We start from the raw sequence: 16,060 nt of genomic DNA on the forward strand, positions 1-16,060 counted from the left end.
GGCCGCTTGCGGCCAGTGTCGTCAGGCGAGGATCGTGACCCGAATGGGCGGAGACGATGCCGTGCATCGGCTCCGTGAGCTTGGGCGGGGTCGGCCCGACGAGGGCCGGCGGCGGCTTAGCGAATAGAGCCGTCGGCGGGCCATTGCCCGCCGCGCCCAGGCTCATCCGTCAAGACTTTCGGTTGCTCCCGGCAGCCGTTATAACCGCGTTCGTTCACAGCCCGATCGCAGTGAACGAGGTCATATATGGCAAAATCGTTGGAAGCCGAGCGCCTGTCGCTCGAGGCCGAGGAAACACGCCTCGCCGGTCGCCGCAAAGCGCTTGAGGAAAAGGAGCGGGCGGCGTCGATCGCGGCGCTCGAAAAGATCGGAATCTTCAAGCTCGGCGTTAAGCGTCTCGAGGCGCTGGCGGGCGATCTGCGCAAGGTCGATCCAGACGAAATCGAAGCGCGCCTGCGCAAGGGAAGCAAGTCTGCCGCGACGTAAGTCGCGGCACGGGCACGAGGGGCTCGATGCCCCTCGTGCCCGTGTTACCCCCGAGCAAAAAAAGGGAGAGGCGGTGCCCCTCCCCTTCCCTTCAGAATTCGTCGGATATGGCGCCCGGCACCGAGTGCACGATGCGGTCGATGAGGTGCATCGGTAGCGCCCCGTAATCCCCTTCGTCGATCGTGAAGTAGCCGAGTTCGGCGTCTTCGATGACGTGCTGGTCGTAGTAGCTGTGTGCGGCGCGTCGATTGGCGCATGTGACGGCGGCAAGATAGGCGGCGGTGTCCTGCTGCGCGGTCGTTGTTTGCATCAACATCTTCGTATCTCCTCTGTCTGACTGACAGGAGAAGGCGGGTCGGGCGTCCGGGATCGGGTCAAGGATCGCCGGCCTGCCGGCGACCGCGAAGCGGGCGGTGGGGGTCACGATTTTCTTCGGCGGCCACCGACGTTCGAGGGATGGACCAGCGCCTGATCCGCCGAAGAAAATGGTGGGGCCCCGCCGATCCTTGAGGCGAGCCCGGACGTCTGGCACGCTGGGACGTCAGTGAGAGAGTTTCCCCCTTGGGTAACAACGCGAGGCGTAGCGGCGTGCGGCCGCTCGCGCCGCGCGGCACGCGAGCGAGGCGGCTGGTTCAAGGGTGACGTCCGCAATGACAACAGTCTGCGTCGATCCCGCTGAGTGGGCAGGTTCCCGTGCCGAAATCGCCCTCTCCCGCGTGCTCGCCGTCGATATACCCATGGTAGATCGCGACTGCGCGTCCTGCGTCCCTGAACCCGGCATCGAGCGCGTTGAGCAGGGGCTCGCAGGCGTCGGTGAAGCGACGCGCATAGAGTTCGTAGCTTGCGCCGCGTGTCTCGTGGATCGCCGCGTCGGCAAGGGCGGCGACGTTCGCGTGGAAGTCATCGAGGGGTTGCATTGCAAGACTCTCGTCTCGCTCGTGAGCCAGTTCGAAGATGCGCTGGTCGATGGCTTCGCCGACGCGGCACAGATGGTGCTCGATCGCCTGCCCGTGATGGGTGATGCGGAGCTGCTCGTCGCGCTCCATCGCTATCCAGTCGAGCGCTTCGCGGAACTGCTCGTGCATGATCGAAATTCGCTTCATCCTGGCCTCCTCCCGACTGAGGACATGGAGTTCGCGGCAGATCTGGTCGGACCGGGAATGTGTGGTCGGCGGGGTCTGTAGGTTCGATGCGGACATGGGTTCAGCATCCTCGCGCTTGCGGAGACTGTACCCGGCCGAGCGCACCATGTTCGCGATCGTCTGCGGACGGCCGACAGCGATCGGGGATTCGATAGAGCGTGCCGCAGTTCGAGCAGCAAGCGCGTTCGTGGCAGCTGTCGTAGCAGGACGGGTCGTAGCTGGTGGCGCATGTCGGGCATATCGGTGCGGACAGGGCCTGGACCGCCGGGGTGGCTGCCGTCATGACCGGTGCCCCGCCGCGCGCCCGGCCGATATGGACCGGACATCCGCGAAACTGTGCGTCTTCTATCAGCGCGATGACGCCGGGATCGAAGTCGAAAATGCGGGCGGCCGCTGCCAGTGCGATGCCTCTGACGTCGAGGTCATATCCATCCTCCGGGATGTGTTCCGTGTCGGCTCGGGGCGGAACGATCGCGGTCCCGTAACGCTTGGCGCTCTCGCGCAGGTGGGTGACGAACGCTCCGAGCGTGGCGAACGTCAGAACCGAATTCGCGAGGCCCGGCGCGGGCGCGGTGGCGGCGGTAGGGCTATAGGTGAGCATCTTGATCTCCTTCGTTGATCCGTCTGCCCGTTCACTCTCTCCTTTCAGCCTCGAACCGAGGCGCGGCGCGCAGGGGCTCGATGCCCCGAGCGCCGCACTTGCAAGGACAAAAGGGGAGGAGAGGCCCCGGCCCTGGCCGGAGCCTCTCCGATGGGCTCACGCCCGTACGAGTTCGCGCTGATCGAGCCGCTGCTGGGCCGACTTGACGATGTGGAGCGGAACCCCTGCGGTGCGTAGTTTCTGGGCGAGGTTGGCCTGGATGCCGGAGCCTTCGCAGATGACGGCCTCGACGGGACGCAGCGCGATCATGCGGTCGTTTCGGACGAAGGCGGCGCGGTTCCCCTTGCTGCGATCGAGCTTGAAGAGAATGACCTTCACACCGCGCGATGCTGCCCATGCCTGCGCGATCGCGTCGCAACCCTTGGGCTGGGCGGTCGTTGCCAGGACCATCTCGGGAATGCGCCGCTTGATGTTGTCGAGCCCCTTCCAGAGAAGGTCGCTGTCCTCCCAGACCTGTCCGCCGGAGAAGACGACGATCGGACCCTTTGGCGTGAACCGTTCATTGCGTTCCCGGGCGCGCGCGGCCAGGAAGTCCATCGCTTCGATCAACGATGCGTTGAGCTTGGTCGAGACGCGGCTGCCTCGCACCGGCGAGAAGACGTTGCCGGTTTCGACGCGGTAGACCTCGCCCGCATAGTCGCGCATGCATTCCATCGCCTCGCGGCAACCTTGCAGGGTCTGGCACATGAGCTGCGTCTGCTCGAGATCGCCGGCATAGCCCTCCGACGCGTCGGGTTCGCGGATCAGTTCGCCGAGCTTGAGCGCGGCATCGTCCTCTCGTCCCTGGATGCGTTTCGCCACCGTGTGAAAGCTATGGACGAACCCCCAAGCGAGGTCTTTGGCGAAGGGCTCCATCCGGGTGTCGCGGAACACATCGAACAGCGTCGCCATCATCATTTCGACGGCAGACTGGACCTGGTCGGGATCGGGCATGTCGAGCTGTTCGGGCTCGGCGACGATGCTCATCTTCGCAAGTTCGGTATATTCGATGAACCCGGCTTCGGAGAGTTCCGCCTGCGCGTCCGAACTGCGGTTGGTGGCCACGTAGCTGGCGAGATCGGCGAAATTGGTGAACGTCTTGGACATTAGTGCCTCCAGTTTTTGGATGTTCTCATCCACTCGATGAGGGCACTTGAGGGGCATGCGGCGGTCGCGGCGGTCAGGGACGTTAACCGGGAAGCCGGCCTTGGCCGGACCCCGGTTAACGCCAGAGCGGGGGAGCCGATTTTGTCGTGGACGTGAGCGCAGCGGCGGCCGCGTCAAAATTGGGGGGACCGCTCATCCTTGACCGGCGCGTATCCCCGCATGCCAGACTAGGAAGATACAGGAGTATAATGGCTATTGAATGTGTCCTCTGGGGGATCCCGCAAGGGGATCGTGACCCGTATGGGCGGAGACAAGCACTGCTTGGCTCCGTGAGCTTGGCCGGGGACCGCGCGGGCGCGCGGGCGGCGGACTGTAGCGAATAGAGCCGTGGTCCCGTCCTGAGCCTGTCGAAGGGCGGGATGCGCCGAACCTGATGCAACCTTGCCGGCGCCCCGACGTGTTGCTGGCCGATGGCGGCGCTGGGTCTGGACAGTCGCGGCAGGTTGGCCGAACACGACTTGGCGCGGCTGTACCTGACGCGGGCTCAGGAATTTCTGCCGAGCCCTGATCTGGCGAAGATCGGACCTCCGGGCAGCGTCTGCCACGCGACATCGATCGCGGCCGAGCTTGCGCTAAAGGCGTGGATGCTCTTCCATGAATGGAGCGACGACCGGTGCCGGCGGACGCTTCGTCATGATCTCGAAGTGGCTCTCGAGAGTGCGCTGGCATACGGGCTGCCGGCGAGACTGCCGGAGTTGACCGCGATCCTGGCGGTGTTGAATGCATATTATCCGCGGCACGCATTCGATTGCTTCGTCGATCCACTCGGCGGCAACGAATTTCCGGCGCGCGCACGGGAAGCAATCGCGGACCTCATCGGCGTAGTCAGGGCCGCGATCGCGGCATTCACATCCGCTCCCTGGGAACCGTTCGAGCGGTCGAACGGCTGCCTGGTCGGAAGGACAACGACGCCGGCACGGTCTCCACCAGGACTCGCAAGGCCCGACGGAGATAGCGCCGGCGATCGATGATCAGGGTCGGTGACCGACCGGGGTCAATGGACCGACCTGCCATGGTCGAGGATACTGTCCTCGGTGACGACCTGGTGCTCGGCGGCAACCAGCGACCAGACAGCGGCGAGGTCGTCATGATATTCGCATTCGACGATGGCGTCGGCGCTGGCCTCGCCGAACTGGGCCTCCTCCCAGTCCCGCATGCTGCGTGCGTTCGCCGCGTCGGCGATCGCGCGATGAAGTTCGGCGCAGACTTCTTGCTGGTTCATATGCGCGGCATTGCGCCGGATACGCTGGACGAGAGAGGGGTTGAAGATATCGATCGATGCGCCGAAGCCGGCGATGTCGCTGAGGATCGTTGTGATCATGGCGGTGCTCCGCAAATGAAAAGGGCGGCTCGCGAGCCGCCCTTCAGGGTCAGATGAACTCGATGTCGTCGGCGACGATCTCGGTGTTGTAGTAGGTGCGGCCGTCATGCTCGTTGCGCGAGTAGCGGATCTCGCCGCTGACGATGAGCTTGTCGCCCTTCTTCTTGTGACCCGCGACCGACTTGCCGAGCCCGTTGAACGCCTTGACCGTGTGGAACTGGTCGTAGGTTTCGGTGTAGCCGTTGCCATCCTTCTGGACCTGGCCGTCCTTGATGACCGGCTTTGAGGTGACGAGCTTGAAGCTGGCCCCTCCGTTACTGTCGGTCCCGAAGCGCGTGATGTCCGAGGTGATGCGGCCCGAGAGAAAAACCTTGTTCATGGTGTCCGTCCTTCTTGCGCCAGCGGGCCGATCCCGCTGGGATGAAAGACGACGAAGCCCGTGTCCGAGGCGGCGGCGCACCGGAGCGCAGCGCAGGGGAACCTGCGATTTGCCGGGTGGTGCGGGCGGAGGCCATCGGCCGACAACACGGCCGGAAAATCGTGGGTTGCGTTGACGCCGCACGGGCGTAGCGTTCATCCCGTCAAGCGGGACGCCCCCTGGAGCAGGGCTGACGACCAGGACCGGGGTTATCCTGCGGGTGCGCGGGAGCAGCGGGCGATGTCAGTGTGACGGCATTGGGGCCGCGGGTCGAACCAAACGGACTGACGGCGCGACTTGGTCCCGGTTGATGGCATCCGCATCGTCGTCACGGCGGGCATGTGTTCATGCGACCCTCGTCGAGCAGTTCGTCAAGCCAGCCGTTCGTGGCGATCCATTCGACGGTCTTCCCGGTGGCGAGATCGAGCACATGTGCCCCGCCGCCGAACGCGTTGATCCTCGGCCTCGAGCACGTATTGGCATATTGAAAACCCCAATATCCCTTGAGCCCGAACTCCGCGGCGCAACGCGTGACGAACCGGATCAGCATTTCGGGATCGCCGGTCGTCTCGTCGCGCAGCCACAGCCGCGATCCGCCGAATTCGGGATGGATCGACACAAGGAAGCCATCCGACGGCGGGTCCTCATTGTCATTTTCTGCGCACAGCTCGTTAAACAGGTCGAGCGCGCGCTCCGCATTCTGCGCCGTGCCGACATCGAGCAGGCACGAAAAATGAGTGAAATAGTCGGCCATATCGGGCTCCCTAGAACGCAAAAGCCCGGCACAGGGCCGGGCGTCGAGGTTGGGTGGATCAACCCTGGGCGAACGAACCGGATGGCTGAGGGCCATCTACGATCTCCAGCGCGGGTATCGCCTTCCCGGCTGCGTCGAAATGGGCGAACACGGCCTCGAGCGAACCGAGCATCTCGACCATCGCGCGATCGATCAGGATGCGGTCTTCCTCGTCGGCAATGTACGACCTGGGCGAGCCGAAGCCGAGGAAGACCACCCGTTCCGGTCCCCAGGACCCGCCATATCCTCCCGACCATCGCGCAAAGGCCAGCTTGTTCTCGACGCACCATGCTTCCAGCTGCTCGAAGCGGCCCCAGGCGACATCGTGCGCACAGAGGTTGAGCGGTTCGCCGGCGCACCGGTGGTGCGGTTCGAAAAGTTCACCGTCCCATTCGGTCGACAGCCCTTCATCGGCTATCAGTGCGCACAGGTCTGCATAGGCGCTCGTCGTGACCGAGCCCCCGATGACGATTGATGCAGAAACGCGGTCGGCCATGACCTTCTCCATAGAAGCGGGTTTGAAATTGGAGCTGACTTGCCGCTGGACGCCTCGCGACAGTCCGCCGACAGCACGGCACCCACGCCAGCGCGGAACAGGGCCCGCCTCGCGAACGTGCGAGACGGACCCTGCCCGGTGTCCGCGCGCCACGGGGGATGGACGCGCGGACGGGGGAGAGGTTGGAGTTGCTATTCGGCGGTCTCCATCGCGCGCTGCTTGCGGCTTCGGCTGGACTTGGCCTGTTCGGCGGCGGGTTCGTCCGGGGTGGACGCAAAGTCGTCGCCGGGCGTGGTCGAGGCCCCCAGCCCGTCGGCTGGGGCCGAGCTGGCGCCATCGGTCGGCTGGCCCGGGAGCGGCGGGAGGTTGTCGTCGCCGGCCGTCATGTCCGTCGGCAGGGCGCGGCGCCGCGTCGGACGCGACCAGACGACATTGTACGAGCCATCGTCCTGCCGGAATGCGGTGACATAGAGCGGCTGCGCGAAGCTCGGGTCCTCGATCGTCCCCTGGAGAAAGACGAGGCCGCGCTCGCGCGAAGTGACCTCGAAGAACGCGCCGACGCGGACCCATTGCCGTGCTGCGGAGAGCGCCAGGATCTCGAATTTGGGCGCGTTGGGATTGTCCGAGCGGATGGGCTTGAGGCCGATGTTCAGATCGACGGTGAGCGTCGAGACCTTGCCGACGATGTGGCCGGTGGCGTTCCTGGCAAAAGAGCCGATGTTCATGAGACTTCTCCTGGAAAATGTCCTCGAACCCCTTGTCCGGGACGTCCCCCTCCCTCCCCCTCCTCTCCTCGGCCTTGGGCCGAGCAGGCGCGTGAGCGCCTCCCGCGCAATCGGCAGGCTCTTCGGTTGAGCGATCGGGAACACGGCCTCGGCGTCGGCGCCGACACGCTGACGCGGCTCGTGGCGATGACACGACAAGCGCGGTAACGGTACTCTTACATGTGGATGGGAGGCAGCGCGCGCCGCCTCAGATCGTGCTTGCTAGGCAGTTTCAGGCGTTGCGCGCCACCGCCGGCCGATTTCAGCAATCTCGGCCTGATGACCGAAGGCGTCGACATAAATCGCGCCGGAATGCTGGCCGAGATAGCCGATCACCGAGGTAATGTCGGCGGCGACCGAAGCATCGACGCCGAACAGGTGGGTGATGTCGAAATGGCCGTGATCATCGCCATTCCACCAAGCGAGGAGGAAGTTCGCGGCCCGGCGCGCCTGACCCGTGTCCGACATGGCAAGCTCGATCAGCCGCTCGAGAGCGGCGTCGACGGAGGTGCGATCGATCGGAATCGAGTTCATGGGTGGAGCTTTCCATCATTCGCCCGCGGAGCCAAGGAAAATTGCATGGGCTCCAAGAGCCGCGGGCCATGGTAGCAGGGGGATTGCCGACCCGCCCCGCTTCGGGCGGGACGAGCCGGCGGCGCGTCGGAGGCGTTGACGCGCTGGTATCAGGCGAATGCGGGATCAGCGGAGCTCTCGCCGAGCCCATCCTGCTGCCGCGGACCTTCCGTTCCAGCTTCGCCCGGAAGCGGAGGGAGGTTGATGTCGCCGGCGGCCATTTCCGCGGGCAGATCGCGCCGGCGGGTCGGCCGCGACCACACGACGTTGTAGGAGCCATCGTCCTGGCGGAACGCGGTGATGTAGAGCGGCTGAGCAAGACTGGGGTCTTCGACCGTGCCGCGGAGATAGCAGGTCCCGTCGCCCTTTGCGGTCTGCTCGAAGAAGGCGCCGACGCGTACCCACTGGCGGGTGGCCGACAGCGCAAAGATTTCGAACAACGGAGCGTTAGGATTCTGCGACGCCACCGGCTTCAACGCGATGTTGAGGTCGAGCGTCAGGGTCTGGATCTTGCCGATGATGAAGCCATCGTCCTTCTTGGCGAACGTGCCAATATTCATGTCCAATCTCCTTGAAGATGCTCTCGAACCCCTTGTTCGAGACACCTTCCTCAACCCCCTCCTCTCCTCGGCCCTGGGGCCGAGCAGGCGTGTCAGCGCCACGGCACGGAGTGAGATTGTGAGATTGTGAGATTGGGCGGCGCCTCCGGCGCCTAGTGGATCGAGCCAAACAGCGATTTCTTCATTTCGGCCTGGTGAGGTCCATCCCGCTCGCTGCGCGTCGCATCCATCTCCGCGCGAAGTGTCGCCGCCAGGTCGGACGGAACGAGCGCAAATTGACTGACCAGTTCGATCGCGGCCTCGGGGGTCGAGAGTTCGCCCGGTTCGGTCCCTTTCCAGAAGAACAGAACCCCGTCCTCGTCCTCGGGATCGTCGGATCGGATGAAAACCTGCGAGAAGAAGGTCTGCAGCGGCCGATCCCAGCCGACGAAGGCCTTGAGGACGTCGGGGACTTCCGACCTCGGCGACCGCGGATGGCGGCTCACGGTCGGGATCTCCTTATACGGTGCTGGACATGGCGGGCGGCACCTTCGGCGCTGCTGATCGCCTGTCCGGCGGCGGCCGCGGCCTTTCTGGCGCCGGCGTCGCGCAGGAGTTTACGGGCTTCGCGAAGCCGCTCAACAGCGATTGCGATCGCCTGTCCGTTTTCGGGCGTTGCGGACGCTATCCGGCACATGATCTGCTCCTGGGAATGGGATGTGAAGAGTTGCGTCGGCTCGCCGAGCCGGGCTGGAGCTGCCTAATAATCTTCAGGCAGCATGATCGTGAGAACGCGGCGCGTGATCGAGGCGTCGGCGGGATTCTCCGAACCGAATTCCAGAGCGGGGTCGTAATAGTCGATCTTGAACCACACCCTGCGGCCGTCGACGAGGACCTCGCCGAAGTCCCGTTCCGAGCGATCGTCTTCGGCGAATGTGAAGCTGTTCACGGCCGCCATCAGCCGGGCTTGGGCGACAAGTTCGCTCTCGATACCCTCGCCAGGGGCGAACGTGGCGAGGCAATTCGCAGTGATGAGGATGCGCGCGGAGGGATCGCGGCCTTGGCGGCACCGGTCATTGAGTTGGCGGATGCCAGTCAGGCTGGACGAACGATCGGTCGCTGGGTCGGGGACGGTCATGATGCGCTCCGGAGCTCGAGCGGCCATTCCGCTCGGTACCGGGCCCCCTCCCCCTCACCTTTTCAGCGAGGCCGCACCGTAATCGAGGCGCATCCTCGCTGCCAACGCGTTGACCTTGTCAGCGGGCCGCGCGAGAAGGTCGTCATTCGGTGCGCGTGATGTGCTGAACCAGGCGCCGGTCATAGGCCGCGAGCCATTTGTCGCGGACCTCGTTGTAGACTGCCGACGGAAGAAGCCCGAAGCACACATCGGTCGGGTCGTCCCCCGGCTTTGCGGGACGCAGATCCGGTCCCGGCCAGATAAAGCGATTGGCCTCGGTGAGGATGATCCATGAGCGTTCGTCGTCGAGACCGAGACGCAGCTTGGTTGCTCGCGGTATTTCGACGGCGAGTTCGGGATTCTCCGGCGGTGTGTGCGTCACCGGGAGAAGCGTCACGACGGTCTCACCGTTCTTGTCGAGTGCAGTCAGGAGAACCGCGCAGGGCCGGTCTTTGGAGCCCTCTTCTCGCCCCGCTTTCGCTTCATGGCTCCAGAGGAAGGCATAGCGAAGCACCATGCCCGGTGCCGGGTTCGGATAGGCCACGGATTTCAGTGCGCTTCGTGGTCGAAGGCATCAGCCTCTTTGGGTGCGCGCGCCGCGGCGACGGCCGCCCGATCCTCGTCCGTGAAGTCGCCCATGGTCAGAACTTCCCGATCCCGCCGCTTCAGCCGTTCGAATTCGGCAGCCGACATGAGCACGAGATTCGCCACCCCGTGATGGGTGATGGTAAGAGGCTCGCGCAGCGCCTGCCGGCCAAATCGGCCAAACGCCTTGGAAACCTCGACGGACGTCGCGGTCTGGGTCATCATGATCTCCTATCCGTAAAATACGGAGTTTCCGGAGAGATTGCAAGTCTCTTGGGCCAAGGCAGGTGCGAGGCCTGCGAAACTTCATGGAGTTAGCCGGGGGAGAGATCGAAGGGCAGCTCAGGTTCGGGAATAGGCAAGCTCCTGGGATAGGGAAGCCGCGGGAGCGAGCGGCCCAGGCGGCGCGCCTCGCGCGTAAGCTCGAAGCAATAAGTGAACAGACCCGGATGTCTGCGCTTCACGAGATAGCGTTCCCGTTCCAGGCGCCACAACCAGGCCGTCGGAGACTCCATGATGCCCGGCCTCGGTGCGCCGAGCTTGACGAGCTGGTCGATAGCGCCCCCATGACCGCATTCGCCGAGTCGGATCTTAGAGAGGGTTCGGCCGGCTATGGTGGTCGAGCCGATCGTGAGCACGGTCCTGGGCGGCGACGTTCCCCGGTGCGCTCCCGACAACGCGGCATATACTCGTCCGATATGGCCGGCTTGCGGGTCACTATACGACACAACTGCCTCGACCCGCGGACGTTCGCGTCGAAGCTTGCGGAATGCGCGGCTGACGAAGAAGGATTCGCCGTTCTGCGGAACGGAATCGAGCAGAATGAGCCTCGCGAGCACGCACCCGCGACCGGCATCGTCGAACCCGGTATGACGTGTGACCACGGCATTGGTCGCCGGGACAGCGAAGACAGCGACGCCTTCGAGGATTGCGCCCCGTCCAAAGAGCCCGACCGCGAGGCGCGCGGCGGGATAGTTCGGCAGATAGTGATGATCAGCGATGAAGCGCCGCGCTCGATCGGGCTCGAGGACATCGACGCTGTATCCATCGGGATCGATCACGGCCTCGTCGGTCGCCCAGCGCGCCCGGCGCTCCCGCCAACGCTGGCTTCGCGAAGTAATCATCGGTCGCGCCGGGTCAGGCGACGAGCCGGCCGAGGGTGGCGGCCTCATGGGTAAGCGCAAGTTCGCAGCGAAGACGAGCCGCGAAGCGATCGGGCGACAGCAGCTCTCGAACCGAAGCGAACCGATTGCGATCGCCGATATAGTCGGTGCGACCGCGAACGCGGCGGAACATGACTTCCCTGTCCGGACCCATGCAGCCCAGGGAAAGCTCGACCCACGCTTCTTCACCGTGAAGGATGATCTCGCCCGAGACCGCAATCCCGCCCTGGTTCGATCGAACGTCGAAGCTCCCGTCCGGGAGGCTCAAGGCCTCGGCGAGGCGCCGCATGGCCCGCCGTCCGTCGGCATGGAATTGCCGTTTGGCATCTAAGTCATAGGCGACGCCGCGATAGGCGAGCGCAATGAGAGCCGGATGCCGCCGGATTTCGGCGATCTCGTCCATGCAGGCTCGACGCAGGTCTGAGCTTGAAGATCGACTGTCGCAGACGGCGGCCAGGTGTCGGCACAGCAAAATGACGGCCGGATCGGTCTCGGCATCCTTGCCCGCATTTCGCGCGTCCTTGATGGCGGCCTCGATGTTGTGAAGGCCTGCGGCGATAGTGTTGATGGCGCTGGGGTCGAGCGCCTGGTGATGGCGCATCGCGACGTCATATTTCATGGCTGGGTCTCCGGTATCGAGCGACACACCTCGCTCCACCAGTCCGACCCCTCTCCTCTTTCGCCGATGCACGCGCACAAAGGCGCCAAGACGTGACGTCGCGGTCCGATCAGTCCATAATGGTGGAATCAGTCTGCGGAACTAAGCTGAGGTGGTCCGATAGGAGCGACGGGGCATGGGCATCGACCTGATGGAATGCATGCGCGCGGGTGTGACCGACCTTCGTCTTGCTACCGGCAGTGCAAGCGGCGATGCCGATGAACCAGGTGCCGGGCCTCACCGGACGCGCGTGCTCACGGTGCTCGGGGTTTTCCCCGTCGATCGGTACGTCATGGCGCTCATGTCGATCGCGAAGGGCAATCCGGCCTCGGGCGCCCCACCCGTCCCCATCCCGTCAAAATTCGTGCTGTCGCAGCCGTGGAGCATCGAGCGCATCAGCCGCGAGGTGGCAGCTCGACGATCGGGCCAGGACCTGGGACCGATCCGGGTGAACCGGCTTCGCGTGCCGACGCTTCCGGATATGTATGGAGCGATCAGCGGCCGCCACCGATCGTTTGTCGCGCGCGATTGCGGAGACCATAAGATCGCCGCGGAGATCGACGGCGACTATGATTGCGACCCTTCTGGTTTCGCCATCCAGGGGCAAAGCCTCAAGCGCGAAATCGGCGGAACGTTCGTGCCCGTTTCCCCGCGCGACCCGTGGGGGAGTCCGGTCACCGCGGCGGAGGCATCTATCCCACCCGACGTCTCATATATCCTGCAAGCGCTTGGGATCAGAGTGCTTGCAGCTGACGGGATGCCACACCTGGAGCAGGCGGTGCTACATGCCGTTCAGCGGGACGCGCAATCCTGAGATCGTGTCAACGGCAACGGCGCGTCACGGTAGATGTCCGATGCCCATTGCTCGACCCACGGCAGCGTGATCTCGTCGTGCTCGAGGTCACCCGTTTCAATGAGCTCGCGAATTTCCTGCCGGGCGCGCGCGATCGCGGCCTCCCATCGGTCGGACGGTTCGGACGCCGGGGCCCGTTCGATCTGGATCGGAAGGTTTCGCGCCTTCGCTCGCCGACGTCGATGTTGAACGCGCAGCCAGTGCTCCAGATGGTCCGCTACCAGGCCGTCCGTCTTAGACACGCCGCGGCCGTAGGCGTCGCGCCGCGCAGTTACGCCATATGCCTGGCTATCGAGCGATGCGATCCGGTGGCGAAAAGGGAGCAGGAACGGGATTGCACTGCCCTTGACGCCAAAGAGATGCAGACGGATCCCTGCCGGGAGGAGGCGATCGAGATGGTCGAGAACCGCGACCAGTCCTTCGGGGCCGTGGACCTCGCGCCGGCACATGCTGCCGACGCCGATCAATCGCCGGCTTTGGATGCAATCGGAGATGCCGTCGGCGCAGCGTTCATAGTCGGCCGGCGCTCGGCCCTGGATGACGGGCAGAAAGTTTCCTCCGATCCCGGCCTCGCGTCCCATCCTCCAGCAGTCGAGATTTGCGCGGATGGTACGGGAAATGCGGTCGAGCACCTCGTCGCGCGCTCCGGCGATCTCGGCCTCGGTGCAATAGTCGATGCTCGCCCACCAGCGGAACGGAAAGGCGGCGGCGAGCGCGACATATTGCGCAATGCTCCAGGGAAAGCCGCCATAGTGCGCGGTCGCGACGAAGCCGGCGCTGTCGAGGCACAGGCTGTGGAGGTCGCGAGCGTTGGCGAGCTTGTCGAGACGCCAGCCGCCCCAGTCCGGCCAGCCTTTGCGCCGTGACCAGATAGAGAGGCAATTCGCGGAGATAAGCGCGGGCGCACGAAGCTCCTGAACGCGTTCGAGGATCGGCCCGTGATTGAGGTGCGGCAGACCGACAATGATTTCCATCGGCATGGTGCGACTCCATTTCGCAGGCACGACAGCCGTGAAGCCCGCTGGGCGACGGAGCGACGCTTTCAGTCCGTCCCGGGGAGAGCGATCGGAACGGATTGCCCACTGCCAAGATTGATGAATGCGCCGGCGTGACCGATCGAGCCGCGACCGAGCAGGTCGAACAGCAACGCGAGGGCATGGCTCGCAATGACGCGATTCACGAACAGTGATTGGCGCTCCAGGGCCTCGGCGACCGAGCAGGACGGGGTGTCGTCTTCGGGCAAGCCGTCGTCGGCGAGCTCGGGGAAATATTCCAGAACCGTGGGTAGATGCAGCTCGGTCGCGCGCTGCTTTCGCCGCGGACAGCCGATGATGAATTGGCCGTCCCCGGCGCGGTTTCCGAGATCCATCCAATAGGCAGGCTGCATGCTTGCCTCCAGAAGCGCCGCCCCGACGGCACGGCGTGCCGAGGCTGTATCGACGCAGGTGATCACGAGATCGGCCTCGGACAGATTGACGGCGCCGGGCGCTCTACCGTGAACCGCCGTCCAGAACAGGCCGTGCGCGAGGTTGATGCGCTCCGTCAGCGTATGGGCTTTCGAATTGCCGACGTCGCAGCGGTAAAATGGCTGGCGCCCGAGATTGGCCTCGGTGACGATATCATCGTCGACCACGGTGACGTCGAGCGATCGGGACGAGATCGCGCGCAGGGCCGTATCGAGCGAGGCAAGTCCCATCGCCATCTGCGCGCCATTCCCGCCGCAGCCTACGAGGATGATCCGGAGCGCGCGATTGTCGAACTGCGCGGGGAGATAATGACGATTGGCGATTTCAGTTCGCATGGCTTTCTCCGGAGAATGGGCTGCGGGCCATCGCGAGGAACATGCCGCCGGCACACAGCCGGGAGGTGATGTCAGGGCCCTCGCGTTGATCCAGCCGCCCGATCACGATCGATATCTTCGTCGAGTGCGCGTCATCGGCATCGTCGGTCGCACTGAAGAATGCCGCGCCATGGCCGTGGCTATGGATATCGCAGACAATGTGACGCTTGGGCGGGAGAACCGGCGTGCGATAGGTGAGGCGCGACGGTGTCGCCTCGTCGATCTCGGGCAAATGAAGCGAGAATTCCCGGGCCTCCTCATCCCACAGGATGAACGCCGCGGCCTCGTCAGGGAGTGCCGCGTGAAAGTGCTCGAGCACGCGATCGAAGAATGTCCGCGGGATCAGGCCACAGCGAAGATCGGCCCGCCGGTCGCCGATACTGCCATAAGGCAGATAGGCAGGGATCGACGGAGTGACCGCCACTTCGAGCTCGAGCCAGGGTCTGCGAACGATCAGATAGACCCCATCACGCCCGACAGCGAGACACTGGCCATCGCGCGATGCCCGAACCGCCTCCAGGGCGGGCGATCGACCACTTGGCGGAACGGGGTAGCAGGGAACGGCCGCGAGGATCGCGCTCGCCGTCGGATCATCGGCCAGATTGCTCATCGTGCCGCGCTTTCGGCAATGAGCCTGCCGAGCGTCATGCCTCCGGCTGGGGGAGACTTCGACACCCTCGGTTTGCGCTGCCTTCGATCGCCGAGAAAGGGTCTGAGCCGTCTGACCGGGAATCGCTTCGCCTCGCGCGCCGCGAGATCGTCCCAGAGAGCGATGAGCCCTCCCCTTCCCGTGACCGTCAGCTCCTGCCCGGGGTTGGGATGGGTCGACCAGGAGTCGAACAGCGCTCGCTCGAACTCGGGAATCGCCGAGACGCTCAAACTCTTCGGCCTCGGGATGTTACCCCAGCACAGCGAACCGTCGATGAAGACGTTGAGGATCGGCGAGTGCCGGACCGGCGTGCCGGCTGTTGGTCGTTCATTGCCCGGAAGCGCATAGACGCCCAGCCTCCGCCGGGTCGCGACGAGAAGATGTGCCGGATATGGGACTCGAACGATTGTCCTCGCCGCCAGTGCCCGCAGACCGACCGGCGGGCGCGACAGATTGAAATAGGCCGGGCGGACATGTGCGGGAACCCACCACGCAAGAATGTCGGGGTGGGCCACGAGAATATTCGGCGGCAGAACCTCGGGCGGGGCCGACTTTCCGAGCGCGTCGGTCCATTGGCGAAGATGTGCGCGGGTCAGCGGCGCACCCGCGGCAATGATTGGACCGCCTTCATCGCGGTGCTCGACGCGATGGATGCTGGCGAAGGCCCCGGCATCGCCGGCGTACGATCCGTAGGGGGCAGAATTGCCTCGGGTTTCGTTCCGATAGAGCAAAATGGCGTTGGTGAGCATCATGCCACCGCCCGTCGCCTCGAACTGGGTGCAGTGATCAGACATGG

The 16,060-nt window shown here is 64.7% G+C and carries 24 protein-coding genes; 3 read left to right on the top strand and 21 right to left on the bottom strand.

Annotation, left to right across the window (positions count from 1 at the left end):
• Window positions 1–258 precede the first annotated feature (258 nt).
• Entirely contained in the window at window positions 259–486 is a 228-nt protein-coding gene (locus tag ACWNC0_RS05600) for a hypothetical protein (RefSeq protein ID WP_449470194.1), read from the top strand.
• A 91-nt stretch (window positions 487–577) separates the two neighbouring features.
• On the opposite strand, the gene ACWNC0_RS05605 is transcribed toward ACWNC0_RS05600, so the two are convergent.
• From ACWNC0_RS05605 to ACWNC0_RS05620, 4 genes are all read right to left on the bottom strand, one after another.
• Window positions 578–802, bottom strand: coding sequence for a hypothetical protein (locus tag ACWNC0_RS05605; protein ID WP_449470196.1), 225 nt, complete (start codon window positions 800–802; stop codon window positions 578–580).
• Window positions 803–1,118: 316 nt separating this feature from the next.
• Complete coding sequence (locus tag ACWNC0_RS05610; RefSeq protein ID WP_449470198.1) at window positions 1,119–1,589, bottom strand: hypothetical protein; 471 nt, start codon at window positions 1,587–1,589, stop codon at window positions 1,119–1,121.
• 100 nt (window positions 1,590–1,689) lie between these two features.
• On the bottom strand, window positions 1,690–2,229 hold the full coding sequence (locus ACWNC0_RS05615) for a hypothetical protein (protein WP_449470200.1): 540 nt from the start codon (window positions 2,227–2,229) through the stop codon (window positions 1,690–1,692).
• Window positions 2,230–2,385: 156 nt separating this feature from the next.
• A complete protein-coding gene (locus ACWNC0_RS05620; RefSeq protein WP_449470201.1) occupies window positions 2,386–3,375 on the bottom strand; it encodes a DUF2493 domain-containing protein in 990 nt (329 codons plus the stop codon).
• Between the two features lie 503 nt (window positions 3,376–3,878).
• Here ACWNC0_RS05620 and ACWNC0_RS05625 point away from each other — a divergent pair.
• Entirely contained in the window at window positions 3,879–4,406 is a 528-nt protein-coding gene (locus ACWNC0_RS05625) for a hypothetical protein (protein ID WP_449470202.1), read from the top strand.
• A 23-nt stretch (window positions 4,407–4,429) separates the two neighbouring features.
• Here ACWNC0_RS05625 and ACWNC0_RS05630 read toward each other — a convergent pair whose 3' ends face one another.
• The 13 genes from ACWNC0_RS05630 to ACWNC0_RS05690 all read right to left on the bottom strand — a co-directional run bounded on the left by ACWNC0_RS05630 (window position 4,430) and on the right by ACWNC0_RS05690 (window position 11,883).
• On the bottom strand, window positions 4,430–4,756 hold the full coding sequence (locus ACWNC0_RS05630) for a hypothetical protein (protein ID WP_449470204.1): 327 nt from the start codon (window positions 4,754–4,756) through the stop codon (window positions 4,430–4,432).
• Between the two features lie 49 nt (window positions 4,757–4,805).
• The gene (locus ACWNC0_RS05635; protein WP_449470206.1) at window positions 4,806–5,135 is read right to left on the bottom strand and encodes a single-stranded DNA-binding protein; all 330 of its coding nucleotides are present in this window, start codon (window positions 5,133–5,135) and stop codon (window positions 4,806–4,808) included.
• Window positions 5,136–5,502: 367 nt separating this feature from the next.
• On the bottom strand, window positions 5,503–5,928 hold the full coding sequence (locus ACWNC0_RS05640) for a hypothetical protein (protein ID WP_449470207.1): 426 nt from the start codon (window positions 5,926–5,928) through the stop codon (window positions 5,503–5,505).
• Window positions 5,929–5,986: 58 nt separating this feature from the next.
• Complete coding sequence (locus tag ACWNC0_RS05645) at window positions 5,987–6,463, bottom strand: hypothetical protein (protein WP_449470208.1); 477 nt, start codon at window positions 6,461–6,463, stop codon at window positions 5,987–5,989.
• Window positions 6,464–6,654: 191 nt separating this feature from the next.
• A complete protein-coding gene (locus tag ACWNC0_RS05650) occupies window positions 6,655–7,188 on the bottom strand; it encodes a DUF736 domain-containing protein (RefSeq protein WP_449470209.1) in 534 nt (177 codons plus the stop codon).
• Between the two features lie 261 nt (window positions 7,189–7,449).
• A complete protein-coding gene (locus ACWNC0_RS05655) occupies window positions 7,450–7,761 on the bottom strand; it encodes a DUF7673 family protein (RefSeq protein ID WP_449470210.1) in 312 nt (103 codons plus the stop codon).
• 149 nt (window positions 7,762–7,910) lie between these two features.
• Window positions 7,911–8,360 (bottom strand): DUF736 domain-containing protein, encoded by a 450-nt coding sequence (locus tag ACWNC0_RS05660; RefSeq protein ID WP_449470212.1) that lies wholly within the window; start codon window positions 8,358–8,360, stop codon window positions 7,911–7,913.
• Between the two features lie 152 nt (window positions 8,361–8,512).
• The gene (locus ACWNC0_RS05665) at window positions 8,513–8,845 is read right to left on the bottom strand and encodes a hypothetical protein (RefSeq protein ID WP_449470214.1); all 333 of its coding nucleotides are present in this window, start codon (window positions 8,843–8,845) and stop codon (window positions 8,513–8,515) included.
• A gap of 254 nt (window positions 8,846–9,099) precedes the next feature.
• The gene (locus ACWNC0_RS05670; protein ID WP_449470216.1) at window positions 9,100–9,477 is read right to left on the bottom strand and encodes a DUF3768 domain-containing protein; all 378 of its coding nucleotides are present in this window, start codon (window positions 9,475–9,477) and stop codon (window positions 9,100–9,102) included.
• Window positions 9,478–9,619: 142 nt separating this feature from the next.
• Entirely contained in the window at window positions 9,620–10,060 is a 441-nt protein-coding gene (locus ACWNC0_RS05675) for a hypothetical protein (protein WP_449470217.1), read from the bottom strand.
• Window positions 10,061–10,065: 5 nt separating this feature from the next.
• Window positions 10,066–10,326: a hypothetical protein gene (locus tag ACWNC0_RS05680; RefSeq protein WP_449470219.1), complete on the bottom strand. Its 261-nt coding sequence runs from the start codon at window positions 10,324–10,326 to the stop codon at window positions 10,066–10,068.
• An 89-nt stretch (window positions 10,327–10,415) separates the two neighbouring features.
• Window positions 10,416–11,225, bottom strand: a complete 810-nt coding sequence (locus tag ACWNC0_RS05685) for a Mom family adenine methylcarbamoylation protein (RefSeq protein WP_449470220.1) — start codon at window positions 11,223–11,225, stop codon at window positions 10,416–10,418.
• Between the two features lie 13 nt (window positions 11,226–11,238).
• Entirely contained in the window at window positions 11,239–11,883 is a 645-nt protein-coding gene (locus ACWNC0_RS05690) for a hypothetical protein (RefSeq protein WP_449470284.1), read from the bottom strand.
• 175 nt (window positions 11,884–12,058) lie between these two features.
• Between ACWNC0_RS05690 and ACWNC0_RS05695 the strand changes: the two genes are divergently transcribed.
• Window positions 12,059–12,736 (top strand): hypothetical protein, encoded by a 678-nt coding sequence (locus ACWNC0_RS05695; RefSeq protein WP_449470221.1) that lies wholly within the window; start codon window positions 12,059–12,061, stop codon window positions 12,734–12,736.
• Here ACWNC0_RS05695 and ACWNC0_RS05700 read toward each other — a convergent pair.
• The 4 genes from ACWNC0_RS05700 to ACWNC0_RS05715 form a co-directional block, all read right to left on the bottom strand.
• Entirely contained in the window at window positions 12,715–13,755 is a 1,041-nt protein-coding gene (locus ACWNC0_RS05700; protein ID WP_449470223.1) for a deazapurine DNA modification protein DpdA family protein, read from the bottom strand. The two genes, ACWNC0_RS05695 and ACWNC0_RS05700, sit on opposite strands and share 22 nt — an antisense overlap.
• Window positions 13,756–13,817: 62 nt before the next feature.
• A complete protein-coding gene (locus ACWNC0_RS05705) occupies window positions 13,818–14,576 on the bottom strand; it encodes a PRTRC system ThiF family protein (RefSeq protein WP_449470224.1) in 759 nt (252 codons plus the stop codon).
• Window positions 14,566–15,225, bottom strand: a complete 660-nt coding sequence (locus ACWNC0_RS05710) for a PRTRC system protein A (protein WP_449470225.1) — start codon at window positions 15,223–15,225, stop codon at window positions 14,566–14,568. Before ACWNC0_RS05710 ends, ACWNC0_RS05705 begins: the two co-directional genes overlap by 11 nt.
• Window positions 15,222–16,058 (bottom strand): PRTRC system protein B, encoded by an 837-nt coding sequence (locus tag ACWNC0_RS05715; RefSeq protein WP_449470226.1) that lies wholly within the window; start codon window positions 16,056–16,058, stop codon window positions 15,222–15,224. Before ACWNC0_RS05715 ends, ACWNC0_RS05710 begins: the two co-directional genes overlap by 4 nt.
• Window positions 16,059–16,060 lie beyond the last annotated feature (2 nt).

This window comes from Sphingobium chungangianum (assembly GCF_977014255.1).